Origin of the sequence: Virgibacillus oceani (assembly GCF_014638995.1) — a bacterium.
Lineage (GTDB): Bacteria > Bacillota > Bacilli > Bacillales > Amphibacillaceae > Virgibacillus_E > Virgibacillus_E oceani.
Map to the genome: position 1 here is coordinate 15073 of NZ_BMFR01000024.1, position 25898 is coordinate 40970.

Genomic DNA, 25898 nt, shown 5'->3' on the forward strand with positions numbered 1-25898 from the left:
ATAATGATATTTGTTGTCTTTTGTTGTAATTGGATTAGTTTATATTTCGTGATAGAAAATTGGCGCTTCATCCGTTAGGGCTTAATAGCCAAAATGAAGGTCAAGCACTTACTTCCCCGATATATTCATTCAAAAGCTTGTCAAGCTGTTTACTAGATTGTACGACAACATCTGCGGTTAACCCATAGGAACAACTTAAAGTGATCATTTCTTCACGACATTGCTCTATTTTTTCCAATAATATAGATTTATTCACAAAAATGTCCTCCTATCTAGTATAATATAGTATGAAAATACCCATATATTTGAAATTGTAAACTCAGAAAATAATTTTAAAAATAAGTGAAACCTTTTTGCAGTATTATTCGTAACATAAATACCGCATTGTTAGCGGAGGTACTTAGCATGGAATTTATGATTAAAGAGAAAATTAAACAGGTGAAAAAGGGCGATCAGGCAGCATTTGAAGATGTTGTCGCCTTTTATCAGAATAAAATTTACCAGCATTGTTACCGGATGCTTGGTAATGTACACGAGGCGGAGGATATAGCGCAGGAAGCTTTTGTTCGGGCATATGTTAATATCCATTCGTATGATGACAAACGAAAATTCTCTACGTGGCTATATCGTATCGCCACTAATTTGACAATCGATCGCATACGAAAACGAAAACCGGATTATTATCTCGATGCTGAGATTAAGGGTGCAGATGGTTTGGATATGTACTCACAGCTTGAGACGGATAGTCCATTGCCGGAAGAGGAAGTGGAAAGTCTGGAATTAAAAAGCTATATTCATCATGAAATTTCCGAGTTGCCACCCAAATATCGGACAATAATTATATTACGATATTTAGAGGACTTTTCACTAAAGGAAATTAGTGACATATTGGATATTCCACTTGGAACAGTAAAAACTCGGATTCATCGGGGACGGGAAGCATTACGGAAAAAGCTTCGTCACGTGTAAAGGAGTGAATTCACTTGAATTGTAAAAAAGAAGCAGTCGAGCTTATGCATAAATATTTAGATGGGGATTTGACTAAAGCGGAAGAAGCAGGTCTCATTCAACATCTCGAAACATGTGAGGATTGTCAAAAGCACTTTCATGAATTAAAACGGACTATTACATGGATTCAAAGTACGGGGCAAATAACGGCACCATCCAATTTCACACAAAACGTTATGGCCAAATTGCCTAAGGAAAAGAAACGTGTCAGTTACATGCGTTGGTTTAAAGCACATCCGGTACTGACTGCAGCTGCAATATTTTTTATCTTTATGTTTAGTGGCGTATTTTCTGCTTACAACCATGACAGTCAATTAATTGTATCGAAACAGGATGACTTAATTATTAAAGGAGATACCGTGGTCGTTCCTGAAGGTGTAACTGTTGCAGGTGATTTAGTAGTTAAAAATGGCGATTTGAGAATTGATGGTACGGTAGATGGCAACGTTACTTTAATTAATGGGAAGCTTCTTGACAACTCGATTGAAGGAGAAGGCCTCATGGCTTCAGTTGGTGAGGTTAACGGAAAAATAGAACAAGTTGACCAGGTGTTTGAATGGATGTGGTACCATTTGCGTAACATATTTGAAAGCATTTTTTCCGTAGACAACAAGTAAATGCAGCATATAGATTTTTAACCTAGGTATCCCTAGGTTTTTTTGTTTCAATCTCCCATAAAGTTTGTGAAAATATGGTATAATATATACTGTTATTATATGCAGATAGGAAGAATTCTTATGGACAGAAGGAAGTGTGAACATGCTTGATGGGGGATTTGAATTATTGGACCTTCTTAGAATTGGTGTTGATATTGCTCTCGTCTGGTATGTTTTATATAAATTAATCATGCTGATCAGAGGAACGAAGGCAATACAGCTCCTTAAAGGAATTATTGTAGTTTTGGCTGTGTGGTTGTTAAGTATTGTGTTTAACCTCCAAACCATTCAGTGGATCACAAGTAGGGCGATAACATGGGGGATACTAATAACTGTAATATTGTTTCAGCCAGAACTTAGAAGGGCCCTGGAAACGCTTGGTCGGGGAAATATATTTGCCAGAAATACGAAATCGGAAGAGGAAATTCTGGAACAAAGGGTAGAGGCAATCGTGCAGGCTGCAAATTATATGGCAAAGCGGCGTATTGGAGCACTGATTACCCTTGAACGTGAAACTGGCATAGGTGATTATGCAGAAACAGGTATACAAATAAATGGCAGTCTGACACATCAGTTACTTACAAATATATTTACACCAAATACACCATTGCATGATGGCGCTGTTATTATGCGCGGTGATGAAATTGTAGCAGCTGCCTGTTATTTACCGCTATCTGAAAGTCCATTTATCTCTAAAGAACTAGGAACAAGACACCGTGCAGCAATGGGGATCAGTGAGGTAACAGATGCTATTACGATTGTGGTATCAGAGGAAACAGGGAATATTTCCTGTACCAAAAACGGTGAGTTACATAGGGATTTGGATCAAGAGAACTTAAGAGATTTCCTGCGCGAAAATTTATTGTTAACATTAAAAGCCCCTGAAGGAAAGTTATGGAATAGAAGGGGGAGAAAAAATGGATAATTGGTTTAAAAGCAAATGGTTTGTCAGAGCTGTTTCTCTAGCCTTCGCGATAGTACTTTTCATTTTTGTGAATGGTACTATAAATAATGAAGGTGATGATAAACGATTTGAATTACCAGGGACTTCAAGCGACCTGCAGACTGTAAAAGATGTGCCAGTAGACATCCGCATTGACAAGAATTTTGTCGTGAGCGGTGTTCCAGAGTTTGTAGACGTTACCTTTGAAGGCTCTGAGAGTGATTTGGCAACAACAGTAAAACAAAAAAGCTTTGATATATATGTTGATTTACAAGGTCTTGGTGAAGGAGAGCATTCGGTTGAGATTCAATATGAAGATGTTCCGGATGATTTGCAGGTATATATTGAGCCAAAGACAATTGATGTTGTAATTGAGGAACGTGCTTCAAAAGAGTTTACTGTTAATGTAGATTATATCAATATGGATCAGCTTCCCGAAGGATATGAAATTGGTGAAGCGGAAGTAAACCCATCGACAGTTACCATAACAAGTTCGAAAAGTGTTGTCGAACAGATTGCAATTGTGAAAGTATTTGTCGATGTGAAAGATCTAACTGAACCAATTAATAATCGGGAGGTTCCCGTAAACGTATATGACAGTCAAGGGAACGAATTAAATGTAAATGTGGAGCCTCAAAATGTTGAGGTGTCTGCAGATGTGGACAACCCAAGCAAGACAGTTCCTGTTAGTGTCGCAACAAAAGGAAAACTGCCAGAAGGTTATTCATTAACGACCATATCCACTGATACAGAGGAAGTTGAAGTATTTGCGACAAATGAAGTATTAGCAGATATAAAAGAAATTTCCACAAAGGATATTAATTTATCGGAAATAACCGAGTCAGGAACAATGGATGTAGGATTGGAATTGCCGGATGGTGCAACGATTCCTGATAAAGAAACGATAGAGGTCACTGTTGAGCTTGAACAAACAAAGACGATTGAGGATATCCCGGTTGAAGTTCAAAACACGAACGATGGACAAGAAGTATCGTTTGTCGAACCAGAAAGTCCAAGCATGAATATTACAGCTATTGGCGATCAAAAGGATGTAAGCAAGCTATCTGCTGAGGATGTTACGTTAACTGTAGATGTAGAAGGTTTAAAAAGCGGTGAACATACAATTCCAATCACAATAAAAGGTCCAGAAAATATAACATATGAAAGTGAATTTGGAGAGATCACTGTTAGGATTGCTTAACTGCAGCGGTAGAAACGTAACTTTAAACATCAGGATCGTTGGTAAAAAGACATTGCTCTCACTTTGTAAGAGTTGGTTAAATGGGAAAGAAGGAGAGATACAACATGGGTAAATATTTTGGAACAGACGGTGTTAGAGGAGTTGCCAATAAGGAGTTAACACCTGAATTAGCATTTAAATTAGGACGATTTGGCGGATATGTTTTAACAAAAGAGACGGAAAAACCAAAAGTGTTAATTGGCAGGGATACACGAATTTCCGGCCACATGCTTGAAGGAGCATTGCTTGCGGGATTGCTGTCGATTGGCGCCGAAGTGATGCGCCTAGGTGTAATCTCTACACCGGGGGTTGCTTACTTAACTAAAGCAACAAAAGCCGAAGCAGGTGTGATGATTTCTGCTTCTCATAACCCTGTTGAAGATAACGGTATTAAATTTTTCGGACCAGACGGTTTTAAACTAACGGATGCACAAGAAGATGAAATTGAGCTGTTGATGGATGGGGAGGATAACCTTCCTCGACCAGCCGGTGCTGATCTTGGGCAGGTGAATGACTATTTTGAAGGCGGGCAGAAGTACATATCCTTCCTAAAAGATTCCGTTGACAATGACTTTGCTGGGTTAAAAATTGCCTTGGATTGTGCGCATGGTGCAACTTCCAGCTTGGCTCAACATTTATTTGCTGATTTAGAAGCGGATATTTATACAATTGGTTCGTCCCCGGATGGATTGAATATCAATGATGGGGTAGGGTCAACACATCCGGAAACATTACAAGCCTTCGTTATGGAAAAGGATGCCAACATTGGACTTGCATTTGATGGTGACGGAGACCGTTTAATCGCTGTTGATGAAAAAGGTAATATTGTTGACGGAGATCAAATCATGTACATTTGCGCAAAGTATATGAATGAGAAAGGATTCTTGCGCCATAATACAGTTGTTTCAACGGTTATGAGTAACATTGGTTTCTATAAAGCGTTAGAAGCTAATGGAATGCGCAGTGACAAAACAGCTGTTGGTGACCGCTATGTAATGGAAGAAATGCGAAATGGCGGATATAATCTTGGCGGAGAACAATCTGGCCATATTATTTTCCTTGATTATAATACAACCGGAGATGGCATGTTATCAGCGCTTCAGTTAGTAAATGTAATGAAAGAAACTGGAAAGCCATTATCCGAGCTAGCTGGAGAGATGGAAATTTATCCGCAGGTGCTGAAAAACGTAAGGGTAACTGATAAGCAAAAAGCATTGTCCAGCCCGGAAATACAAGCGGCAATCAATTCAGTTGAAAAGGAAATGGCTGGTCAAGGACGTGTTCTTGTCCGCCCATCTGGAACAGAGCCGTTAGTTCGTGTAATGGTGGAAGCAGAAACAAAGGAAGATTGTGAACGCTATGTAGATCAGGTTGTGAAGGTTATTGATGATTTACTGGGGATGAAGGAATAAATTCGGAATAAACTGCCCTTATCGTTATAAGGGCAGTTTTTTTGTAAGCAAGGAGGAATGGGTCGGCTTGATTACGATATTAATAGTTGATGATGATGTACATATTCGAGAATTATTACGATTTTATTTGCGGAAAGAAGGCTACAATATAATAGAGGCTGCCGATGGTCTAGATGCTTCAGGTCTTTTGGAAAAGGAACATATTCATCTGGCAATTGTCGATGTAATGATGCCAAATATGGATGGTTATCAGCTTTGTGAAGAAATTCGTACTGTTTATGATATTCCCGTTATTATGCTTACTGCAAAGGGTGAAGTCACAGACAAGGAAAAAGCCTATCTAGCAGGTACGGACGATTATGTCGTCAAACCATTTGAGCCAAAAGAGATCTTATTTCGTATAAAGGCGCTGCTCAGAAGGTTTCGAATGATTAATGAGGAAATAATCAAGTTAGGTAATACTGTAATTAATCGCAACAGCTATGAAGTTCAATCACAAGGAAAAACGTTAATCCTGCCTCTGAAGGAATTTGAATTATTAGCCCAATTGGCAAGCTATCCAAATCGCATATTCTCCAGGGAACAATTGATTGAGCTTGTTTGGGGCAATGATTATGAAGGAAACGACCGGACTGTTGATGTTCATATTAAACGACTTCGTGAACGCTTTGCAGGAAATACAAAGGATTTTACCATTCTGACAGTCAGAGGAATGGGTTATAAACTGGAATTAGCTGATTAAGCATGGTTGTAATTACATGTTCATCTTCTGTTCATAAATGAAACATACACTTAAACTGAAAGCGGCCGTTAATTGGTCGCTTTTTATATAAAGGCTCGGAGGAAGTTATGATGAAAACCTTGTATGTAAGAATTATTGTTACAACAATGATTATTATGATCAGTAGTGCTTTAATAGCATTTGTCATTTCAAATGTATATTATCACTATTACTTAAAGCCAAAGAATGATCAAAAAATAACTCAAATTGCAACGAATATTGTGGACATTTATAAACATAACAATAATGAACGAATCGAGAATTATTTAGGGCAAATGACAGACTTGGGTTACACATTCTATCTTGTTGACGAAGCTGGAAATGAAACGCATATTGGTATGAAATTTGATGACGAATCGATTGAGCATGAAAAGGTAGTCGATGTGCTAAATGGAAAAACGTATCACGGAATTGCTAATTACCCGTGGAAACTATTTATTACTGGTTTTTTTAGTAATGAATTAAAAAATACTGTCGGGGTTCCAATTACCATCGATGGAGAAAATCATGCACTGTTTGTACGGGCAAATACACAGCAGCAATTTGGAGAAATTCGAAAGCTTCTAGCCATATTGCTTGTGCTGCTGTTGTGCATCAGCTTTATATTAGTGTTATTGAGTACACGTTATATTGTGAAACCAATCCGAACACTGACAGAGGCAACAAAAAAAGTTGCTGGAGGAAATTACCATTTAAAATTACCGGTTAAACGACAAGACGAAATAGGAGATTTGGCAAACCATTTTTCACAAATGAGTAACAGCTTAGAAAAAGTAGAAGAGAAGCGCCAGGAGTTTGTTTCAAATGTATCACATGAAATTCAGTCTCCATTGACTTCGATTCAAGGTTTTTCCCAGACATTAAGACAGGAGAATCTATCGGAGAATGAGCGTATTCAATATTTAGAGATAATTGAAAAGGAAACAAAGCGACTTTCTTTGTTAAGTAAACAGTTACTTACTTTATCTGTGCTGGATAAGGATTTAAAAACGGAAACACTTTTGTTTAGTCTGACAGATCAGATTAAAGAAGTAGTTTTAACAACACAATGGCAGTGGCGGGAAAAGGAACAAGCCATTGAAATGGAGCTTGATAGCGCGAATGTCTTTGGCGATCAGAAATTACTGCATCAAGTATGGATGAACTTACTTGCAAATGCAATTCGCTACACAAATCCAGGTGGCACGATAACGATTAAAGCAAATGAGGACAGGGAGGGTGTGCACGTAGTATTCTCAGATACGGGAATAGGGATTGAAAGCACCGATCTTCCTAATCTGTTTGATCGCTTTTATAAAGCGGATAAGTCACGTAATAGAGCAGACTCAAGTACAGGACTTGGATTAGCAATCGTTAAAAAAATAATTGAGTTGCATGATGGAACAATTATGGTTGAAAGTGAACCTGGAAAGGGATCGGAATTCCGCGTGTTTTTGCCTAAACCGTAACCACCTGTTCATATTCCATTCATATTCGTCCTTTATAGTAAAGGTATAGAAAAGGAATGGAGGTAATCACGATGTTTTTGGCATTACGTGAATTAAAATATGCAAAGTTACGTTATGCGTTAATAGGGCTTATTATGGTTCTGATTGCGGGTTTAATTTTCATCATTTCAGGGTTGACGAAAGGACTTGCTGCAGACAATGCATCTTCTATTCAAAATTTACAAGCGGATTACCTTGTGCTTGAAGATAGTATTGAACAGCAATTAAATCGTTCATCCATTCCAGCATTGGCGGGGGATGATATAAAAAATATAGATGGAGTAAAAGATGCAAGCCCACTGACATTGCAAATGATGTCAGTTGGATTTCATGGTTCCGAACAGAAACTCGATGTTGCAATGTTCGCAACTGAAGCGAATGGTATGCTTGTTCCACCTGTTGCAGAAGGAAATGGTTTAGATCAAGACAACGGAATTCTTATTGATAGCTCGTTAAAACGTGAGGGTGTAAAAATCGGTGACACGTTAACTGCAGGAAATAATAATACAGAATTGATTGTCAAAGGGTTTGTTGAAGGACAGCGTTATAGCCATACTCCTGTCGTTTTTATTTCCGAGGAAATATTTTATCAAATGATGGGGAATAATGACGATTCAGCAAATATGGTAAATGCAATTGCGCTGAATTTTGACGAAACAAATGGCGATGCAATTCAATCTAAACTATCAGATGATTTTGTACTAACAAGTAAAGAGGAAGTACTTACTAATGTTCCGAGCTATTCTCAGGAACAGGCATCACTGACAATGATGATCGTATTCCTGTTTGTTATATCTTCGTTTGTACTTGCTGCATTCTTTTATGTCATTACATTACAAAAACGTGATCAATTTGGAGTATTAAAAGCATTGGGAGCTAGAACAATGTACTTAATACGCAGTTTAGTTGGCCAAGTACTTTTTCTCTCCGTAATATGTATCGGGTTAGGAATACTTGTGACATATGGGATTAAACTGGCACTACCAGCTGGCATTCCGTTTCAATTAACAGCAGAGGGTATGATGCAATATTCATTGTTAATTTTAACGATGGCAGTTATTGGTTCACTGCTATCGCTATTTCAAATTGCAAAAATTGATCCAGTTGAAGCAATTGAGGGGGGAGCAAATTGAGTTATACACTTAAATTGGCAAAAATCTCAAAGGTATATAAAGATGGCCCAAAGGAATTTAAGGCACTAGATTCAATTTCATTAAATGTAAAGGCTGGTGAGTTTGTTGCTGTGATTGGACCATCAGGGTCAGGAAAGAGTACATTGCTATCCATTGCAGGGGCATTGTTATCACCGACAAGCGGGACAATTGCAATAGATGGTGAGGATTTATCGGAGCTTACCCAAAAACAGATTACAGCACTGCGATTGAAAAAGTTAGGATTTGTATTTCAGGCGGCTAATCTTATTCCGTATTTAAAAGTTCGTGATCAATTAGGGCTTATAGGGAAGCTTGCGAAAAACAAAAGGGCATTCACAAAACAGCAGTAGCTTCTGAAGGACTTTGGTTTAGATGAACGGATGGAGCACTATCCAAATGAACTTTCCGGGGGACAGCGGCAGCGTGTAGCGATAGCCCGTGCGCTGATAAACGACCCAAAACTGATTTTTGCAGACGAGCCGACAGCAAGTCTTGATTCCAAGCGTGGTCGTGAAGTGGTGGAGATGCTTGCTGACGAAATAAAATCCCGTGGAAAGTCAGGAATTATGGTTACGCATGATGAGCGTGTGCTTGATTTGTGTGACAGGGTGATTGAAATTAGAGACGGGAAATTGGTCAGCTAGATTTAAATGTGCCGGGAAGTATCATTACTTCCCGGCACATTTTTTTCGTTGTTCGTGCTATGAGTTGTTGAATGCTTGTGCTATTTCCTTTTCCGCTAATTCCTCATTAGCGGATTCCAATTTTTTGTGTTCATCTACCGAATCTCCAGCAAAATTATCCTCTGACTGAAAGGGATGATTGGCATTTAAGCCATTATGAATTCCAATTTCCCCATCGGTATTTGCCTTTGTTGGAATTGGGAATTTCTTTTTGGGCATGTCCTTCATTAGCTTCACCTCACAAATAGTTTGTGTTTACAAATCTTAATTATGATTTTTTCCTATCATCCTGTCATAAAATAAGATATAATTTAATTATCATACAATGTAGACTATTCAAAAATTAAATTAGGGGGAATATGATGCTACAGTTTCCAAAACCAACCGTTGAGCAATTTTTTAGAACGTATGCAATCACAAATTTTGCAGTAAGTAAGGATGAGAAGCGAATTGTATTCAGTTCGAATTTAAATGGAAAAATGAACCTTTGGGGAATGAATTTGCCTGACAGGTTTCCTTATTTATTTGCGCATGTTGACCAGTCTTGCAGTTTTATTAAATTTGATTCGGAAAATCGTTTTGTTTTAGCGGGATTTGATAATGACGGGGATGAAAATCATCATATTTATGCAATTCCTGCTGATGGGGGACTTCCACAAGCATTAATCACTGGTGATGCAAATGAAAAGTATTTCTTTTCCCATTTAAGTGATGATGGTGAGCGGGTTTACTACATAACATCTGAGGAAAATCCATCGTTTTTAAATGCACGGGTACGTAACTTAGGAGATGGCTCTGACAAACTATTGAATACGGGAGAAATATCGCCAACCGAACTGGCAGCGGTATCAGATAATGAAGAAGCGTTTGTATATTTGCGTGCGTTTGCTAATACATACGTGACCGGTGTTGTGAAATCCGATGGTAAAGAACATAGCTTAACTCCCGATCCGAAAAACGTCCACGTAACTTTTGATCCGGTTTTTGTTGATGATACAACAGTTTACTTTATCACTAATTATGAAAGTGAATATAGCTATGTGGCAAAATTTGATCTTGCTGCAAAACAGTTTACATCTGAAGTAACAATTGACCATGAGAGTGTACAGACATTGAAATATGATAAAAAGCATCATGCACTTTACCTTGTAACAGAGGATGGTGTTCAAGACAGACTTTATCGGTATGATTTGTCAGATGGCGATTTGAAGAGTTTATCATTGCCTATTGATGTGGTTAGTCAAATTCAAATAACACCATCAGGTTCATTATATGTTTTGGGAATTAGTGCTACAATTTCCCATAATATTTATCATTCAAACGATGGAGAAAAGTGGCAGCGTTTGACGAATAATACGGTATTAGGAGTAACCAGTGAAGACATGGTAGAGCCTGAGGTTGTCTCTTATAAATCGTATGATGGCATGGAAATTGAATCGTTATTATTTAAAGCTAAGCCTGAAAATGATAATGGGCATACAATCTTTTGGCCGCATGGGGGACCGCAAGCCGCTGAAAGAAAAACATTCCGTTCGATGTTCCAATGTTTTATTAACCGTGGGTATAGCATTTTTGCACCGAATTTTCGGGGCAGCACAGGCTATGGCTCATCCTTTGTAAAATTAGTTGAACAGGATTGGGGAGAAGGACCACGACTGGATTGTGTTGCTGGAATTGAATGGCTGTTCGCTAATAACATTGTCGATCGCGATAAATTATTCCTTGTTGGCGGAAGCTATGGCGGCTATATGACGTTGCTGCTGCATGGCCGCCATTCTGAGTATTTTAAAGCATGTGTTGATTTATTCGGGCCATCCGATTTATTTACATTTGTGAACTCAGTGCCTCCACACTGGAAACCAATAATGGATCGCTGGCTTGGCGATCCTGAGCAGGATAAAGAACGGTTTATACGGGATTCACCTGTAACATATCTAGAAGGTATGACGAAACCGATGCTTGTTATTCAAGGGGCTAAAGATCCTCGGGTAGTAAAAGAAGAGTCAGATCAAATTGTTGCTAAATTACAAGAAAAAGGCCGTGAAGTTGAATACCTTGTGCTGGACGATGAGGGACATGGATTTTCCAAAAAAGAAAATGAAATTGAGGTTTACATGAGAATGCTTGATTTTTTAGCGAAATACCAAGATAAAGAACAATACGTATAGGATTAAGTTTGCAGGAGGGGCTTGGTTGTTTGGTTCCTTCTGCATTTTTGTTTGAATTAATATGGAAAAATAAGTTAATACGATCCGATTCTGCATAAATACGATCCAAATTCATGAAATACGATCCGATTATAGTGGAATACGATCCAAAAAAGGAAAATACGATCCAATTAACCTGTAATACGATCCAAACCTTAAAATGATATGAACATTTAAGTCGGTAATTACATACATTAAATAATACCACCCCTAAAAATAATGATTGACCAACTTATTTATTATCGGTTAAAATGATATGGACGCTTTTTGAAGTTGTTTCATTATGTGGAATGAAGTAAATCAAGAAGGGTGGACAATTCAGTCAAATATAGAAAGGTGGATAGATGTTACAAATGAATGGAAAGCGCCTGAACTATTTTCTGGACGGTGAGGAAGATAGTTGACGAGGTGGAGGCTAATCGAAATTCTCGGCGGATTCCTCCCGATTGCACATCTCAATCGATACGTTTTTCCTTCAAAGCAATGGGGCAACCTGTTGTACAAAAGGAGAGGCAAGATGATAGATAAACAATCACGAGAAAGGGGCAGCAAAACGCTCCGGAACAGAAATAAGAGGCGGAAGGTCGAAAGCGGAATGAAAAGGGCTAATCGCTGCTTTTCTTCCTTATTGACTTTTGCCTTCTCGATTTACAAAATATTAGTCGAGTCATCTATGGTCGTTTGTTGCCCCTTTATTACGAGGAGGAAACAACGATATGTGTGGAATTGTAGGATATATTGGACAAAATGATACTAAAGAAATATTACTAAATGGACTAGAAAAATTAGAATATCGTGGCTATGACTCAGCTGGAATCGCGATGTTAAATGATAATGGAATGAACCTTTTTAAGGTAAAAGGGCGCATCGCAGCGCTAAGAGACAGAGTAGATAACAGTATTTCTGCAACAATGGGAATTGGTCATACACGCTGGGCGACACATGGTGTTCCAAGCGAAGGGAATGCGCACCCGCACCAAAGCGCGTCTGAGAGATTTACCCTTGTTCACAATGGTGTTATTGAAAATTATCAAGATTTGAAGAAAGAATATTTGAGTGATGTTACATTTGTTAGTGAAACAGATACTGAAGTAGTCGTTCAGCTAATTGAAAAGTTTTTTGAGAAACATCAGGATACTGTCGAAGCATTCCGCCAAACAATCAGTTTATTAAAGGGCTCGTATGCGATTGGCATGATTGATGCAAAAGATCAGGATACACTTTACGTAGCAAAAAATAAAAGCCCATTATTGGTTGGATTAGGTCAAGGGTTTAATGTTGTTGCAAGTGATGCAATGGCTACTTTAAAAGTAACGGATCAATATCTTGAAATTTTTGACCAGGAAATTGTACTTGTGAACCGCAGCTTTGTTGAGGTTCAAAAGCTTAATGGGACTGTCGTTGATCGTAAACCTTATACAGCTCAGATTGATTCAAGTGATATTGAAAAAGGAACATATCCGCACTTTATGCTGAAGGAAATCGACGAACAACCATTTGTAATGCGTAAAATTATTCAGGAATACCAAGATGAAAACAACCAAATTAAACTTGATCAAGATGTACGCGAGGCAATGAAAGCATGTGACCGTGTTTATATTGTTGCATGCGGCACTAGTTACCATGCCGGTTTAGTTGGTAAAGAATTTATTGAGAAACTAGCAAAAGTTCCAGTTGAAGTCCATGTAGCAAGTGAATTTTCGTACAATATGCCACTTCTATCGGAAAAACCGTTATTTGTGTTTATTTCACAAAGCGGGGAAACTGCCGATAGCCGTGCAGTATTAGTAAAAATTAAAGAAATGGGATATCCAGCACTAACGATTACAAATGTGCCAGGATCCACCCTTTCTCGTGAAGCGGATTATACGTTAAATCTTTATGCAGGACCTGAAATTGCTGTAGCATCAACAAAAGCGTACACTGCTCAAATTGCAGTATTGGCTATTTTGGCTGTAGACACAGCTCAGGCAAAAGGTATTGAATTAGACTTTGATCCATTGCAAGAGCTTGCGATTGTTGCAAATGCTATGGAGGTTTTAACAGATCAAAAAGAGGCAATTGAAGATCTAGCAAGAAATTATTTAGAGACTACACGCAATGCCTTTTTCATTGGAAGAAGCAGTGACTATTATGTGTGTTTAGAAGGTGCATTAAAGCTTAAAGAAATCTCCTATATTCAAGCAGAAGGTTTTGCTGGAGGGGAATTAAAACACGGAACGATTGCACTCATTGAAGAAGGTACACCAGTTATTGCGTTAGCGACACAAACGGATGTAAATTATGCCATCCGCAGCAATGTGCAAGAAGTTGCTGCACGCGGGGCTAATGCTATGGTTATTAGCATGAAGGGCTTAGAGCAAGATAGTGATGCATTTGTTCTGCCGCATGTGCATGAATTATTAACTCCGCTTGCAACTGTCGTACCATTACAGTTATTGGCATATTATGCAGCATTGCATCGAGACTGTGACGTTGATAAGCCTCGTAATTTGGCGAAAAGTGTTACGGTGGAGTAGATAGTACGAAAAAAGGTTTGTTTTTGTGGATTTAAAAAAGTTCGACTGTTTTACCCCTTTGGATATGATTGTCTAAAGGGGTGTTTTTATGTTTAGAGTCTTAGATTCCGGTCTAATGGTATATGTAACAAGCTCCGGTTGGTTGAGTACCACGAATATTATTGGACAATGGCCAATTCAATAAACCTTTATATTTATTGATTCACAGCAAACATCATGGCTTATTCAAGAAGCCCAATTAAAAAAACTAAGGTGCAGATTATAGTAACTGCTGATATAGTTAAAGTACCTTATGCGATCATATGCAATAGTAATAATATCGGGATGTTCTCTAGAGCATCTTTCACATTTCTTTTTTATGGAGGCGATTACGTGGATCATGAAGATTATAAAGCATATTTGAAGCAGCAATTTTCCCATGAGATCCGACCGTTACAATCAGTTAATGAAGTTATCTCCGCATTTCAAAAAAAATTAGATATTGTCGAAACGGAATTATCAGAATCCGAATCTATTTTCTTAAAAATGACAATGATTAACTATATTTATGTACACATAAAAAATTCTATAACATCTAACTTGGGTAACTTAAATTTCATTTCGTATGAAGTAGTAAGAAATGAAAAAAGTGATCATTACTACAATCATATGAGGATTTCGTCTGGTAATGAAAGAATACTTGTCATTATTGAACCCCAGTTAAATGAAATAACCTCCAATTGCGAAGAACTAAAAGTGGATATGATTATCGAACGTGGAATCGACACATCTCATGTTAATCAAGATACAGATGAGTTTTTTGCATATCTAATGCTTTTTGATTCTCATAATGAGAATCATTGACTACGACAGGGGATAAAAAGACAACATTTTATAGAAAAGTGAAAGATTTACAGGAAAGTTAATTCTCGATTTTAAGAGTCTATTCTATGGACTCTTATTTATTTTGGATTTCCCTATCCTGAATAGATAGATTAAGTAGTTCATTGAGTTCCTGGCTTAACTTAATTGTTTTTTTATCCGTAAATCCGTTGGTCAACCCATTTTGGATCATTTCATTTCTCTTCAGTTCTATTTCTAAAGATAATGTGGAAACTTCAATATTGGAAAAGCTGCTCCTTTTCAGACGAAGGCTTAAAAGATGTTGATATTTTCCGATTAAATGAAGGAAGGAATGGCGATTGTTTAACAACATAGGCAGAAAATGATCAATCAACTTTTTTTCAAAATGGATTCCTCTGTTTTTTGTAAAATACGGCTTTGTGAAGTGTTTTTGATTGAACTTTATTATAATTCCTACATTTTATCTGTCCTGGCAAGGAGATTAATCTAAACTGATAAATAGAAGCCGTACGCTCTCCTGCTTACATAGTTTAGATTACTCTCTCGTTCCTCAAGGTTTAAAGTAGTTGTTAGGACATGAATAAAAAAAGCAGGAAATAATGCTTCTTACTTTTCAAATAGCTGGGAAACAAGTTATGATAGTTACTTGTCATAATAAAAGTATCTTTTTTACAGATAGAATGAGGTGGGTATAATGGCATCCCAAACTTATAACCGAAAAACAATTGTATCCTTGTTATTGGCCGGGGCATTTATAGCAATCTTAAATCAGACAACGATGATTACGGCGATCCCTCCGATTATGAAGGAAATGCATATCAGTGCCAACACGGGCCAGTGGTTAACAACTGTTTTTATGCTCGTCAATGGTGTGATGATTCCTGTTACAGCATTCTTAATTGAACGCTTTACAACACGGCAGCTCTTTATTTCCGCAATGAGCATTTTTGCCTTTGGAACATTAATATCCGGGATTGCGCCGAACTTCGGTGTTCTTTTATTTGGACGAATTGTGCAGTCAGCTGGTGCGGGGATTATGATGCCACTGATGCAAACGGTCTTTTTGTTAATTTATCCGATTCATAAGCGAGGTGCTGCGATGGGATTGGTTGGCCTGGTTATCCAGTTTGCTCCAGCAATTGGCCCTGCTCTGTCAGGCTGGCTGATTAGCGCTTATTCCTGGCGCGTCATGTTCTTTGTTATTCTGCCTATTTCCCTTTTGCTTATTGGCATTGCTGCGCGAGTCATGCAAAATGTTACAGAGCTGACACGTCCGAAAGTCGATATCTTATCTATTATTCTATCATCGTTTGGTTTTGGAGGATTGCTTTATGGCTTCACTTGTGCAGGAAACTTTGGCTGGGGAAATTTCACAACCATACTCACCTTAACAATAGGCGTGATTGCTTTGTTTCTGTTTATTGTGCGGCAGCTGCGGCTACCCCACCCAATGCTGGAATTCAGGGTATTTAAATATTTTATTTTCACATTGACGACTGGCATTGGGATGCTCGCGTTTATGGGGCTCATTGGGATCGAAACCTTGATTCCGCTTTATATGCAAAATATGCGGGACTTTACAGCAATGGAGTCCGGGTTGGCTATTTTACCCGGGGCACTCATCATGGGTTTGATGTCACCGATCACGGGACGTATTTTTGATAAAATTGGTGCTAAGTGGCTGTCGATTACGGGATTAATTATCATGACTCTCACGACATTGCCATTTGCATACCTGACGACTTCTACCTCGTTTGCTTATCTCACCATCTATTATGCTATTCGGATGTTTGGATTGTCGATGGTGATGATGCCGGTGACAACGGCTGGGTTGAATCAATTGCCTAAACGGTTAATCGCACATGGGACAGCGATGAATAATACCATGCGCCAGGTCTCTGCTTCGATTGGAACGGCGATTCTTGTGACGGTTATGACTACAACGGGAGAAGAGGCGAAGCTGGACTCTAAGATCTTAAACCCAATGATTTATGGTGTGAATGTCGCCTTTATTGTGATCACTGTGCTTTCCGTTGTTGGCGTCATTTTGGCTTTTTTTATCAAGAAAACCTATCCTTCAGAGGAAGCGGGCAAATTAGTGGATGAAAAAGCCCGGTAAAAGAGGTTAAGTTATATCCTGCTTTAAAAATTGTAGTTGTGAATGAGGTTATAAATGTCACAGCTCCGAACATGTTTTGTTTACGATTTCGATAATATAATGCTATAGGCCAGTTGCAGTTAAAGCATTACTACTACTGGTTTTTTATTATTGAAAGAATACGTTTTCAATCTGCAATTAAAATCCGACGGCACTATAGCTGCAATGGGTTGGAATAATTATGGCCAACGTGTTGCGTCTAACTGCAAAGCAAATACTTTATTTCGTATCTTTTTCATCATTTATGATATCTTTTGTAGCATTTTTAAATTCATTTAATGCCCTGCCAACGGATTTCCCTATCTCCGGCATTTTAGATGGGCCAAAAACGATTAATGCAACTACAAGAATTACAATTAATTCGGAAAAGCCAATATTACTTAACATATATCATCACTCCGAAGGGTATTATTTGCTTACTCCATCGTATTAATAACTTCTAAATTATTTTAACCTTATTTTGCAATTTAATCTACTATTAGAACAGAAGCACAAACAACAAACATAACAATTGCATTTTTCGTTTAAAGAAGTTTAAAGACTAGTTTTTAACTTGTTTCTTAATTAGCTAAACCAAATCGTTTTTTTATTTTACGGCATTTTTTTAAATAATAAATGAACTAATGCAAACAAACTTATATATCCCAATAGTGGGTACAAAACCGTAACTAATTTCCCATACCCCACCTGACTTACTAGAAATATGACAAGCAGGATAATCAATACAGTCTGCTGATAACGGAGACCGAACGTTGACTTTAATTGACGTGTTATCCCAAAAACGTTCCCAACCACGGAATTGAAGATCTCCCCATAAATTACAAATAAAAAGAGTACATGAATAAAAATTCCAAAACGTTTAATTATCCCGGCTATCGGAATTTCATGCGTAAATGTTTCCGGAAATGCAGACAATGAAAAATGATTTATTAATAATAAAAAAAAGAGTATTAGTCCACCCCAAAACCCTCCCCACCTAAGAATACGTTCATCACGTATTTCATTCCCAAGTGGTACAAGCACGACTTGTGCGGTAATAATGTTAAATGCGGAATATGTAAACGGGGAAACAGCCCATGATAAGTCCTCTGATACATGCCCTGGAATGACTTGCTCCATTAGTTTATGAGGGTTTTGGCCGAAAATCGCAAACACCACAAACAGGCTGAAAATAATCATTATAGGAACGGTATACGAGTTGATTGCAAAAATGCCTTTCAAACCCTTCAATATTACGATATAACAGAGAATAAGCGTAACAATAATCCCAGTTTGATAAGGAAGACCAAGTTGTTCATGAAATACAGCACCTGCACCTGACAACAGGACAGAAGTAACACATATAATGACTATAAAAACGAAAATATTAACAATTTTTCCGATCTTTATACCAAATAAGTAATCGTTAAATTCACGAAAAGAATAAGCCTGAATACGGGCGGAAATCACCATAATTTTCGTTCCAGCTATAATAAATAAAATTCCACTTATAGCGATTCCCAGGGTTCCTAACGATCCGTTTAAGCTAAAAAATGTAACAATTTCTTTTCCCGATGAAAAACCAGCACCAACAACTGTTCCAACATATGTTGCTGCCAAAATTAATATAGAAATTCGTTGATTCATTATATATTCACCTCATCATATCTTATCTTATGATGATTAGGGGTATAAAAAGACAAGCTTTCCCTATTTAGATTAAAAATAGGTCCAGCGAAACTTTCATAAATTTTAATGGGCAGAATAAAAAAAGGTTCCCCAAAGTAATGAGATCCTTATGTTAAAATAGCTAGAGAAGAACGTATGGCAGATGTTTAAGGACTAAAAGTATATAAATGGAGGGAACAATATGGAAGTTTTTGCGGAGTTTTTAGTGAATATTGGGAATGTGGAACATAGAAATCGTACGGAGGAAATATTGGATTGGGTAACGAATAATTTCCCAAATTTGAAACCAGAAATTAAGTGGAATCAACCTATGTTTACCGATCATGGTACATATATTATTGGTTTCAGTGTAGCCAAGCATCATTTGGCGGCAGCCCCTGAAAGAGCGGGGATTGTTCACTTTTCCGATGATATTGTGCAGGCAGGGTATACTCACAGTAAAGAGTTAATACGTTTCCCATGGGATCGCTCGGTTGATTTCGCATTACTTGAGAACATAATTGAGTTTAATATTTTAGATAAGGCAAACTGATCAACTTTTTGGCGGAAATAGGCAACCCCCCGTGTACTTTTCAGGAATTTGTGGTATATTTCAAATAGAAGTTCATATAATAAAAAACCATTCTCTCGATAGGGGATTGGCGTTATCTAATGGTTAATTAGAAAAAAATAGCCCTTACCCATCTGCGAACAGGGGGGGCTATTTTTTTGCGTTCAAAATAGCGACAACAACTGCGATCAGCAGGTCGTCCAAAACGTTCAATTCAACTGATTGACGTTAGAGATGCAGCAACATGGGTGTATACAATGGCGGAAAATAGAAAAACTGGCACGTTCAATGTTACAGGACCCGATTATGAATTGACGATGAAGAAGCTTTTAAACACATGTAAATTGATTGCAAACAGTGATACAGAATTAGTGTGGGCAGATGAGAAATTTTTAGTTGATCATCACGTCCAGCCGTGGACAGAAATGCCGTTTTGGATACCTGAACATTTCACTTTAGAAGGAGAAACAGAACCATGGAAAGGTGCGGGGAGTATCAGCATACAAAAAGCACTAGACGCCGGGCTTTCCTTCAGTCCACTTGAAGATACGATTCAGAATGTATATCAATGGGAGAAGGCAAGACAAAATTCAGAATGGAAGGCTGGAATATCACGTGAAAAAGAAAGAGAGCTGCTAGAAGCCTGGTCTAGGAAATAGAAAGCAAAACACGATTAGTAATAGCTAACTGACTGACTTTAGTATTATATTTGGCTATTCCGGATTTATGGCACCAGTATTAATGAATGTCTTTATTTTTGGCAACCGATAAAATTTTGGTATTCTTGATGTTGCGTTATTAAGATAAACTAAAAGAATTGATGTTTTTTGTTCAGTAATATAGAAAACTAAAAGTAAAGATAAAAAGGAGAAAAATAAAATGAATGAAAGTTTCACTAACATGAACGCACCTCCGACACCTAAAGATTATAATAATTTACGATTGGAGGGTGGTATAAGCGGGAAGTCCCAGGATGCTGCAGCAATTGGATTGAAAAATTCTTTGTTTGCTGTGAGTATCTACGATGAAACAATACTAATTGGAATGGGGCGCGTTATCGGTGATGGTGGGGCCTTTTTCCAAATAGTTGATATTGTAGTAAAGCCTAGTTATCAAGGGCGGGGACTAGGAAAAGTCATTATGAAAGAATTAACGAATTACTTGGATAAAAATACATACCCAGGTTCTTATGTTAGCCTAATAGCGGATGACCCAGCTAACAAGCTTTATGAACAGTTTGGGTTTAGGTATACCTATCCAAGGTCACACGGTATGTGCAAAATGTATTGAGTCAGCGGGAGTGAAAATATAATGATATGTTTTATACGTCTGAATTTTTCACAGACTTTTAAAATATATGTTAGGTCAGCTTCGGAACACATAATGCTAAACAACTTTATTTAGTACCAACGATCAATTACATTAGCAGTTTCTATTGGATTATCCCAATGAACCATAGGAAAAACATGCTGACCTTCCACATTAATATTTAACTCCTATTTTTAATTTCTATCCGATTCCAGCTGTATCATTTAATTGGAATGATGTTAACAATAGAAATACTTCGCTAATTACCTTTTCAGAACCGATGCATTTATCAGTCCTCCTATTAATAAAACAACCGCTGTTATATAAAACCACACCATTAATGCGACGATACTTCCGAGCTGACCGTAAAATTCTGTGTAATTACTTATACCAACATATTTTGAAAATCCGATCGATACAACTTGCCAGCCAATCGCAGCAAAAATGGCTCCAGGGAAGACTGTTTTCCAAGGTACTCTTATACTAGGGACAACCTTGTATAAGGTTATAAAGAATAGGAGTAAAAATAGTGTACCTATTCCCCATCTTGTTAAAAACCATAAACGATACCATAATTCGTCAATTGTAACCTTGGTTAGTACAAAATTACGTACAATATCCTCAAGTATTGGGACTAGCAAAGATAAGGACAATATAATCATTAATCCAAGGGTAAGCAATAGATCACTAATAATTCCATGCAAGAACTGCTCTCGTTTGATTTTATACGCTTTGTTTAACGATCGGACTAGCGATTGGATGGCCATCGATGCAAGCCAAAAGGTAGCTATAAGGCTAAAGGATAATAATTCTCCCCGTCCGTTATCCAAAATGTTTTCCAAGGTACTGCGGACAATCGCATACGTTTCTTTCGGTGCAAACGGTTCAATCATTACTAGAATGTTTTCCGGTTTTACATGCAGAAAGCCAATAAGGGAAAAGAGGAAAATAAGGAAAGGAAACAATGATAGCATAAGGTAATACGCCATTTGAGCTGATTGGTCATAGAAACGCTCAGCAAAAAAACGAACAAGTATGTGTTTGGTGCTTTTTATAATATGCACAAATAAATCCCCCTAGTCCTATCGTAACCTTTTTATATGCTTGTCCTTTCCGTTTAATACTATGATGAAAACGATTTTTTTATCCATATCAATTGAATCACAATCGTCTATTGTAAAATAAAGGAATAAAAATTAATATAGTTATAAGTTGAAAATTCGAGGTGATTATGTATGTCAAACGTTAATAAATCCATTGCGTGGCATGGATTCCATCATGTTGCATTAGCTGTCCCAGATCTTGATGCAGCAATAGCGTTTTATACGAAGGTATTAGATATGCAGGCTAGTGAAATTTATCCCGGCAGACATGTTTTTATAAAGCCGGGTACTACTGATGCATGGGGGATTCACTTCTTCGAGAAAAAGGGAGTACAGTTGTTTACTTTCCCGGGTGCACTGGATCCCAAAAAGCTTGAGAGAAATAGTTCAGTAGAAGGCTTTCTGCAGCATGTTGCATTTGCTTTGCCTAATGAGGAAATGGCTATTACGCTTAAGCAACGTCTGAGTAATCACGGGATTCTTACAACGGATTTCACTACAATTGGGCCGATTCGCAATATGTTATTCTACGATATTCATGGTCTGCTATTGGAAGCAACCTGGCCATCAGAATAATCTAATTGACTAAAAGTTCTAATGCAGAGACTAGAACCAAACGGATTTAGTCCCTTCCTTAAAATAGTACCTTGTGTTATTTCATAATACATCTTATTATTATGAAGTACTGCTGAATCGTTTTAAAACAGAAAGTCATGTGGTTCAACGAAAGTACTATGCTGTGAAAGAATAAAGTATCCTGTCATCGGAAAAAGTGAAATAAAATTGAAAGACGGTTGCGGAAATGGTGTCGCGATTCATTTGAGTGGGGCTATATACTTTTATGCTTTTTGGTATTAAGGCAAATTAGTAGTTTACAAGCTGCTTAAAGCAGTTTTATATAAAAAATAAGGGGCGAGAAATTGCTGCCTTAGATTAAGGGGAATTTTTATGAGTGTTTTTTCAGATTTAAATATTTCTTTTTTCAGGGCTATAAACGATCTAGGGAAAGAATTCACGGACTTAAATCCTGTCTTTGTTTTCATTGCTGAATATATGGTTTATTTCCTTGCTTTAGGAGTGGTCATTTATTGGTTTACCCGAAGCAATCAGAACAGAATGATGGTCATTTGTGGGGCAATTACATTTATTTTAGCGGAGATCGTAGGGAAAATCGCAGGAAAAATTCATTCCAATAACCAGCCATTTGCTGAATTGGCGAATGTTAATAAATTAATTGATCATGCGGTGGATAATTCATTCCCAAGTGATCATACCATGTTGTTTTTTGCTTTTTGTGCGACTTTCCTTCTATTCAAAAAGCGGCTTGGTTTATTTTGGATCACATTAGCGTTTATAGTTGCTCTTTCACGTGTTTGGGTCGGGGTACACTTTCCGGCAGATGTCATTGTCGGGGCGATAATAAGTATCATTTCGGCTGTAATTGTTTACCGATTTGTGCCGCAGTGGGATTTTATGAATAAACTGATTGCTGTTTATGACAGGGCGGAACAAAAGATTCTTCCTGCAAAAAACACGAAAAGGGAACAAGATCGCTCAAATTATTTATAAAAAAGATCAAAAAGAAAGGACGGGGATTCCCGTCCTTTTTGCATACAAAAAGGCTCGCAAAAGGGTTGCAAGCCATCAACAAAAATGGTATTCTATTTAAGTTACAGTATTTTTAAATATATGTATAGTATTATACAATAATATTATACCATTTGTAAAATGGGAAGTCAATCAAAAAGCTAAAACTGAATGGGGTTGATTTAATGAGTCATGAAACTGATAGCCGTGTGGAAGAGCAGCAGCGGGTTGATGATGTAATCCAAGAAATTGACAAAAAGGAGGAAAAATTATATTCCAAGACGTCTGGGCTAAAAGAGAGTGTAATTGAACTTCGGAAAAACTTTTGGGAGGATGTCACGGTTAATTTAGAAGAACTCGATGATGTAATTGAAACGCAAGCAAGCATAAAGCAACAGGCAGAATTATTGTCTGAAAGAGAGCGAACACACGGTAAAATTGGTGATGAACTTAAAACGTTAAAAAAACTTAAGGATTCCCCATATTTTGGGCGTATTGATTTTATAGAAGATCCCGGCAAGGAAAAGGAAAAAATTTATATCGGTATTTCATCACTGATGGATACAAATGAGGAAGATTTCCTTGTTTATGATTGGAGAGCCCCTATATCAAGCCTTTATTATGATTACCCTCCAGGTAAGGCTGTGTATGAATCGATTGATGATACGATAACCGGTGAAATTTCATTAAAGCGTCAGTTTATTATCAGGCAGGGCAAGATTAAAGGCATGTTTGATACGGGACTTACAATCGGTGATACGCTGCTGCAGCAGGCACTTGGGAACAATGCTAGTACAACAATGAAAAGTATTGTAGCAACCATTCAGAGGGAGCAAAATAAAATTATTCGCAATGAACGAAGCAATCTGTTAATTGTTCAAGGAGTTGCTGGAAGCGGAAAGACGTCTGCTGCCTTGCAGCGTATTGCGTATTTACTGTATCGGTATCGAAAGGAGCTTCATGCAGATAATGTTGTTCTTTTTTCGCCGAATCCTTTATTTACAAGTTATATTGCCAATGTGCTGCCGGAACTGGGCGAATCAAATGTTAGGCAAACAACGTTTTTGGATTTTCTAAAAACGGGAATTGGGGATGGCTTTTCAATTGAATCTCCATTTGAGCAAATGGAATATGTTCTGACTAAAGTTGGAAGTGCTGATTACCTGATTCGAATGGAAAGTATGGATTATAAGTCTAGTTTGGATTTTAAATATATGATTGATGGATTTATCACACATTTGGAGGATGGTGGTATCCGGTTTAAAAATATTACATTTCGCAAAAGTGTGCTTATTTCTAAAGAGCAAATAAGTGATTATTTTTATTCCTTGGATAGCGACATATCCATCCCTAACAAAATGGAGCTTGTAACAAAATGGTTATTAAAAGAAATTGCTGCCCATCAGAAGAAGGAAAAGAAAAAAGATTGGGTTATGGAGCAAGTTGAACTTTTAGGAAAAGAGGACTATTTAAAAGCATATTATAAGGATCAGGAATATGACCGTGAAGACTCTGGTCTGGAGGAAAAAATCCTGCGAGCGGAGGTAGTGAAAAGGGTTTTTGCAAAGTTAAAAAAACGTGTGAAGCGGCTTGAGTTTGTTAATGCTCTATCAACGTACCGGGAACTCTTTACGGAATGGGTGCCTAAAGAAAAACCTGAACATTGGAAGGAAATCTGTGATCAAACTGCTGCAGATTTAATGTGTAAAAGTTTAACCTGGGAGGATGCGACACCGTATTTATATTTTAAGGATCGTATATTAGGCGGGCATGCGGACCGTTCAGTACGTCATTTGTTTATCGATGAGGCTCAGGATTATTCGGCGTTCCAGTTTGCCTATATAAAGGATACTTTTCCTTATACAAGAATGACGCTATTAGGAGATATTAACCAAGCGATTTATGCGAATACGACTAAGGAAAATCCATTAATACACGATAAACTGCAAAGCAATCATGAACGAATTACGCTTACCAAAAGCTACAGGTCGACAAAACAAATTGTAGCGTTTACGAAATATTTTGCCCCTGGTAAAGAGATGATTGAGCCATTTGACCGTGAAGGGATCAAACCGCAGCTAATTAAGTTAAATAACACGGGAAAATTAGCTGGGACATTGATTGAAGCAGTAAATCAGCTCAAGAGAAAGGGGCATGAAACAATTGCTATAATTTGTAAGACATTGCAGGAAAGTGAACAGATGTATCATTTGTTACGGGATAAGGTATCCGTGAAACAAATGAATGAAGAGACGTATTCCTTTGAGAAAGGGCTGTTAGTACTTCCCGTTTATTTGGCTAAAGGGATTGAATTTGATGCAGTATTGATTCCAAATGCGTCGAGACAGCACTACGCAAGGGAAGCAGACAGAACGCTTTTCTATACGGCGTGTACAAGGGCGATGCATGAACTGACGATGGTAACTGCTGATGAACCATGCATCTTTATTCAAGAAGCGCAAAAAGATAAATATGAGGTAAAATGTTGAGCGGGACACACGGGCAGGGTTTCACTGGGACGAAGGGTCTGACCCACTAGCGTTGCATAACTGTAAATAAATATTATATATGTAAAAATTTTACATTACCAT

At 37.7% G+C, this 25898-nt stretch carries 23 protein-coding genes and 2 pseudogenes; 19 read left to right on the forward strand and 6 right to left on the reverse strand.

Features of this window, described 5'->3' with window-relative positions; genetic code table 11:
- Window positions 1-100: 100 nt before the first annotated feature.
- Window positions 101-256, reverse strand: coding sequence for an aspartyl-phosphate phosphatase Spo0E family protein (locus IEV74_RS17935; RefSeq protein WP_188456741.1), 156 nt, complete (start codon window positions 254-256; stop codon window positions 101-103).
- 149 nt (window positions 257-405) lie between these two features.
- Here IEV74_RS17935 and sigW point away from each other — a divergent pair, with 149 nt between their 5' ends.
- The 9 genes and pseudogenes from sigW (at window position 406) to IEV74_RS17980 (ending at window position 9325) form a co-directional block, all read left to right on the forward strand.
- Window positions 406-969 (forward strand): RNA polymerase sigma factor SigW, encoded by a 564-nt coding sequence (gene sigW, locus IEV74_RS17940; protein ID WP_188456742.1) that lies wholly within the window; start codon window positions 406-408, stop codon window positions 967-969.
- Window positions 970-983: 14 nt separating this feature from the next.
- Window positions 984-1625, forward strand: a complete 642-nt coding sequence (locus tag IEV74_RS17945; RefSeq protein WP_188456743.1) for a zf-HC2 domain-containing protein — start codon at window positions 984-986, stop codon at window positions 1623-1625.
- A 142-nt stretch (window positions 1626-1767) separates the two neighbouring features.
- Complete coding sequence (gene cdaA, locus IEV74_RS17950; protein WP_188456763.1) at window positions 1768-2589, forward strand: diadenylate cyclase CdaA; 822 nt, start codon at window positions 1768-1770, stop codon at window positions 2587-2589.
- On the forward strand, window positions 2582-3808 hold the full coding sequence (locus tag IEV74_RS17955) for a CdaR family protein (RefSeq protein ID WP_188456744.1): 1227 nt from the start codon (window positions 2582-2584) through the stop codon (window positions 3806-3808). Before cdaA ends, IEV74_RS17955 begins: the two co-directional genes overlap by 8 nt.
- A gap of 104 nt (window positions 3809-3912) precedes the next feature.
- Complete coding sequence (gene glmM, locus IEV74_RS17960) at window positions 3913-5259, forward strand: phosphoglucosamine mutase (RefSeq protein ID WP_188456745.1); 1347 nt, start codon at window positions 3913-3915, stop codon at window positions 5257-5259.
- Window positions 5260-5326: 67 nt separating this feature from the next.
- The gene (locus IEV74_RS17965) at window positions 5327-6001 is read left to right on the forward strand and encodes a response regulator transcription factor (protein WP_188456746.1); all 675 of its coding nucleotides are present in this window, start codon (window positions 5327-5329) and stop codon (window positions 5999-6001) included.
- 110 nt (window positions 6002-6111) lie between these two features.
- Entirely contained in the window at window positions 6112-7488 is a 1377-nt protein-coding gene (locus tag IEV74_RS17970) for a HAMP domain-containing sensor histidine kinase (protein WP_188456747.1), read from the forward strand.
- A 71-nt stretch (window positions 7489-7559) separates the two neighbouring features.
- Window positions 7560-8660, forward strand: coding sequence for an ABC transporter permease (locus tag IEV74_RS17975; RefSeq protein ID WP_188456748.1), 1101 nt, complete (start codon window positions 7560-7562; stop codon window positions 8658-8660).
- A pseudogene (locus IEV74_RS17980) lies at window positions 8657-9325 on the forward strand (ABC transporter ATP-binding protein). The gene IEV74_RS17975 and the pseudogene IEV74_RS17980 overlap by 4 nt, the downstream one beginning before the upstream one ends.
- Before the next feature lie 57 nt (window positions 9326-9382).
- Here IEV74_RS17980 and IEV74_RS17985 read toward each other — a convergent pair.
- Window positions 9383-9592: a hypothetical protein gene (locus IEV74_RS17985; protein WP_188456749.1), complete on the reverse strand. Its 210-nt coding sequence runs from the start codon at window positions 9590-9592 to the stop codon at window positions 9383-9385.
- Between the two features lie 134 nt (window positions 9593-9726).
- Between IEV74_RS17985 and IEV74_RS17990 the strand changes: the two genes are divergently transcribed.
- The 3 genes from IEV74_RS17990 to IEV74_RS18000 all read left to right on the forward strand — a co-directional run bounded on the left by IEV74_RS17990 (window position 9727) and on the right by IEV74_RS18000 (window position 14933).
- Window positions 9727-11532 carry a S9 family peptidase gene (locus IEV74_RS17990; RefSeq protein ID WP_188456750.1) on the forward strand — a complete coding sequence of 602 codons (1806 nt, stop codon included), beginning with the start codon at window positions 9727-9729 and terminating at the stop codon, window positions 11530-11532.
- Window positions 11533-12287: 755 nt separating this feature from the next.
- The gene (gene glmS / locus IEV74_RS17995) at window positions 12288-14090 is read left to right on the forward strand and encodes a glutamine--fructose-6-phosphate transaminase (isomerizing) (protein WP_188456751.1); all 1803 of its coding nucleotides are present in this window, start codon (window positions 12288-12290) and stop codon (window positions 14088-14090) included.
- A gap of 372 nt (window positions 14091-14462) precedes the next feature.
- A complete protein-coding gene (locus IEV74_RS18000) occupies window positions 14463-14933 on the forward strand; it encodes a hypothetical protein (protein ID WP_188456752.1) in 471 nt (156 codons plus the stop codon).
- A gap of 94 nt (window positions 14934-15027) precedes the next feature.
- Here IEV74_RS18000 and IEV74_RS18005 read toward each other — a convergent pair whose 3' ends face one another.
- Complete coding sequence (locus IEV74_RS18005) at window positions 15028-15285, reverse strand: aspartyl-phosphate phosphatase Spo0E family protein (protein ID WP_188456753.1); 258 nt, start codon at window positions 15283-15285, stop codon at window positions 15028-15030.
- A gap of 342 nt (window positions 15286-15627) precedes the next feature.
- Here IEV74_RS18005 and IEV74_RS18010 point away from each other — a divergent pair, with 342 nt between their 5' ends.
- Complete coding sequence (locus tag IEV74_RS18010) at window positions 15628-17052, forward strand: MDR family MFS transporter (protein ID WP_188456754.1); 1425 nt, start codon at window positions 15628-15630, stop codon at window positions 17050-17052.
- Between the two features lie 258 nt (window positions 17053-17310).
- On the opposite strand, the gene IEV74_RS18015 is transcribed toward IEV74_RS18010, so the two are convergent.
- Both IEV74_RS18015 and IEV74_RS18020 read right to left on the reverse strand, forming a co-directional pair.
- On the reverse strand, window positions 17311-17478 hold the full coding sequence (locus IEV74_RS18015; protein WP_188456755.1) for a twin-arginine translocase TatA/TatE family subunit: 168 nt from the start codon (window positions 17476-17478) through the stop codon (window positions 17311-17313).
- 204 nt (window positions 17479-17682) lie between these two features.
- A complete protein-coding gene (locus IEV74_RS18020) occupies window positions 17683-18717 on the reverse strand; it encodes a YkvI family membrane protein (RefSeq protein WP_188456756.1) in 1035 nt (344 codons plus the stop codon).
- A 223-nt stretch (window positions 18718-18940) separates the two neighbouring features.
- Here IEV74_RS18020 and IEV74_RS18025 point away from each other — a divergent pair, with 223 nt between their 5' ends.
- From IEV74_RS18025 to IEV74_RS18035, 3 genes and pseudogenes are all read left to right on the forward strand, one after another.
- Window positions 18941-19291, forward strand: a complete 351-nt coding sequence (locus IEV74_RS18025) for an iron chaperone (RefSeq protein ID WP_188456757.1) — start codon at window positions 18941-18943, stop codon at window positions 19289-19291.
- A gap of 212 nt (window positions 19292-19503) precedes the next feature.
- A pseudogene (locus IEV74_RS18030) lies at window positions 19504-19968 on the forward strand (NAD-dependent dehydratase); the annotation flags it as partial.
- A gap of 220 nt (window positions 19969-20188) precedes the next feature.
- On the forward strand, window positions 20189-20599 hold the full coding sequence (locus IEV74_RS18035; RefSeq protein ID WP_188456759.1) for a GNAT family N-acetyltransferase: 411 nt from the start codon (window positions 20189-20191) through the stop codon (window positions 20597-20599).
- Window positions 20600-20880: 281 nt separating this feature from the next.
- Here the strand turns inward: IEV74_RS18035 and IEV74_RS18040 are convergent, their stop codons facing one another.
- The gene (locus tag IEV74_RS18040) at window positions 20881-21681 is read right to left on the reverse strand and encodes a YihY/virulence factor BrkB family protein (RefSeq protein WP_229683246.1); all 801 of its coding nucleotides are present in this window, start codon (window positions 21679-21681) and stop codon (window positions 20881-20883) included.
- A gap of 171 nt (window positions 21682-21852) precedes the next feature.
- Between IEV74_RS18040 and IEV74_RS18045 the strand changes: the two genes are divergently transcribed.
- The 3 genes from IEV74_RS18045 (at window position 21853) to helD (ending at window position 25796) form a co-directional block, all read left to right on the forward strand.
- Entirely contained in the window at window positions 21853-22296 is a 444-nt protein-coding gene (locus IEV74_RS18045; RefSeq protein ID WP_188456760.1) for a VOC family protein, read from the forward strand.
- 372 nt (window positions 22297-22668) lie between these two features.
- Window positions 22669-23289, forward strand: coding sequence for an undecaprenyl-diphosphatase (locus IEV74_RS18050; protein WP_188456761.1), 621 nt, complete (start codon window positions 22669-22671; stop codon window positions 23287-23289).
- Between the two features lie 203 nt (window positions 23290-23492).
- Entirely contained in the window at window positions 23493-25796 is a 2304-nt protein-coding gene (helD, locus tag IEV74_RS18055; protein WP_188456762.1) for an RNA polymerase recycling motor HelD, read from the forward strand.
- Window positions 25797-25898 lie beyond the last annotated feature (102 nt).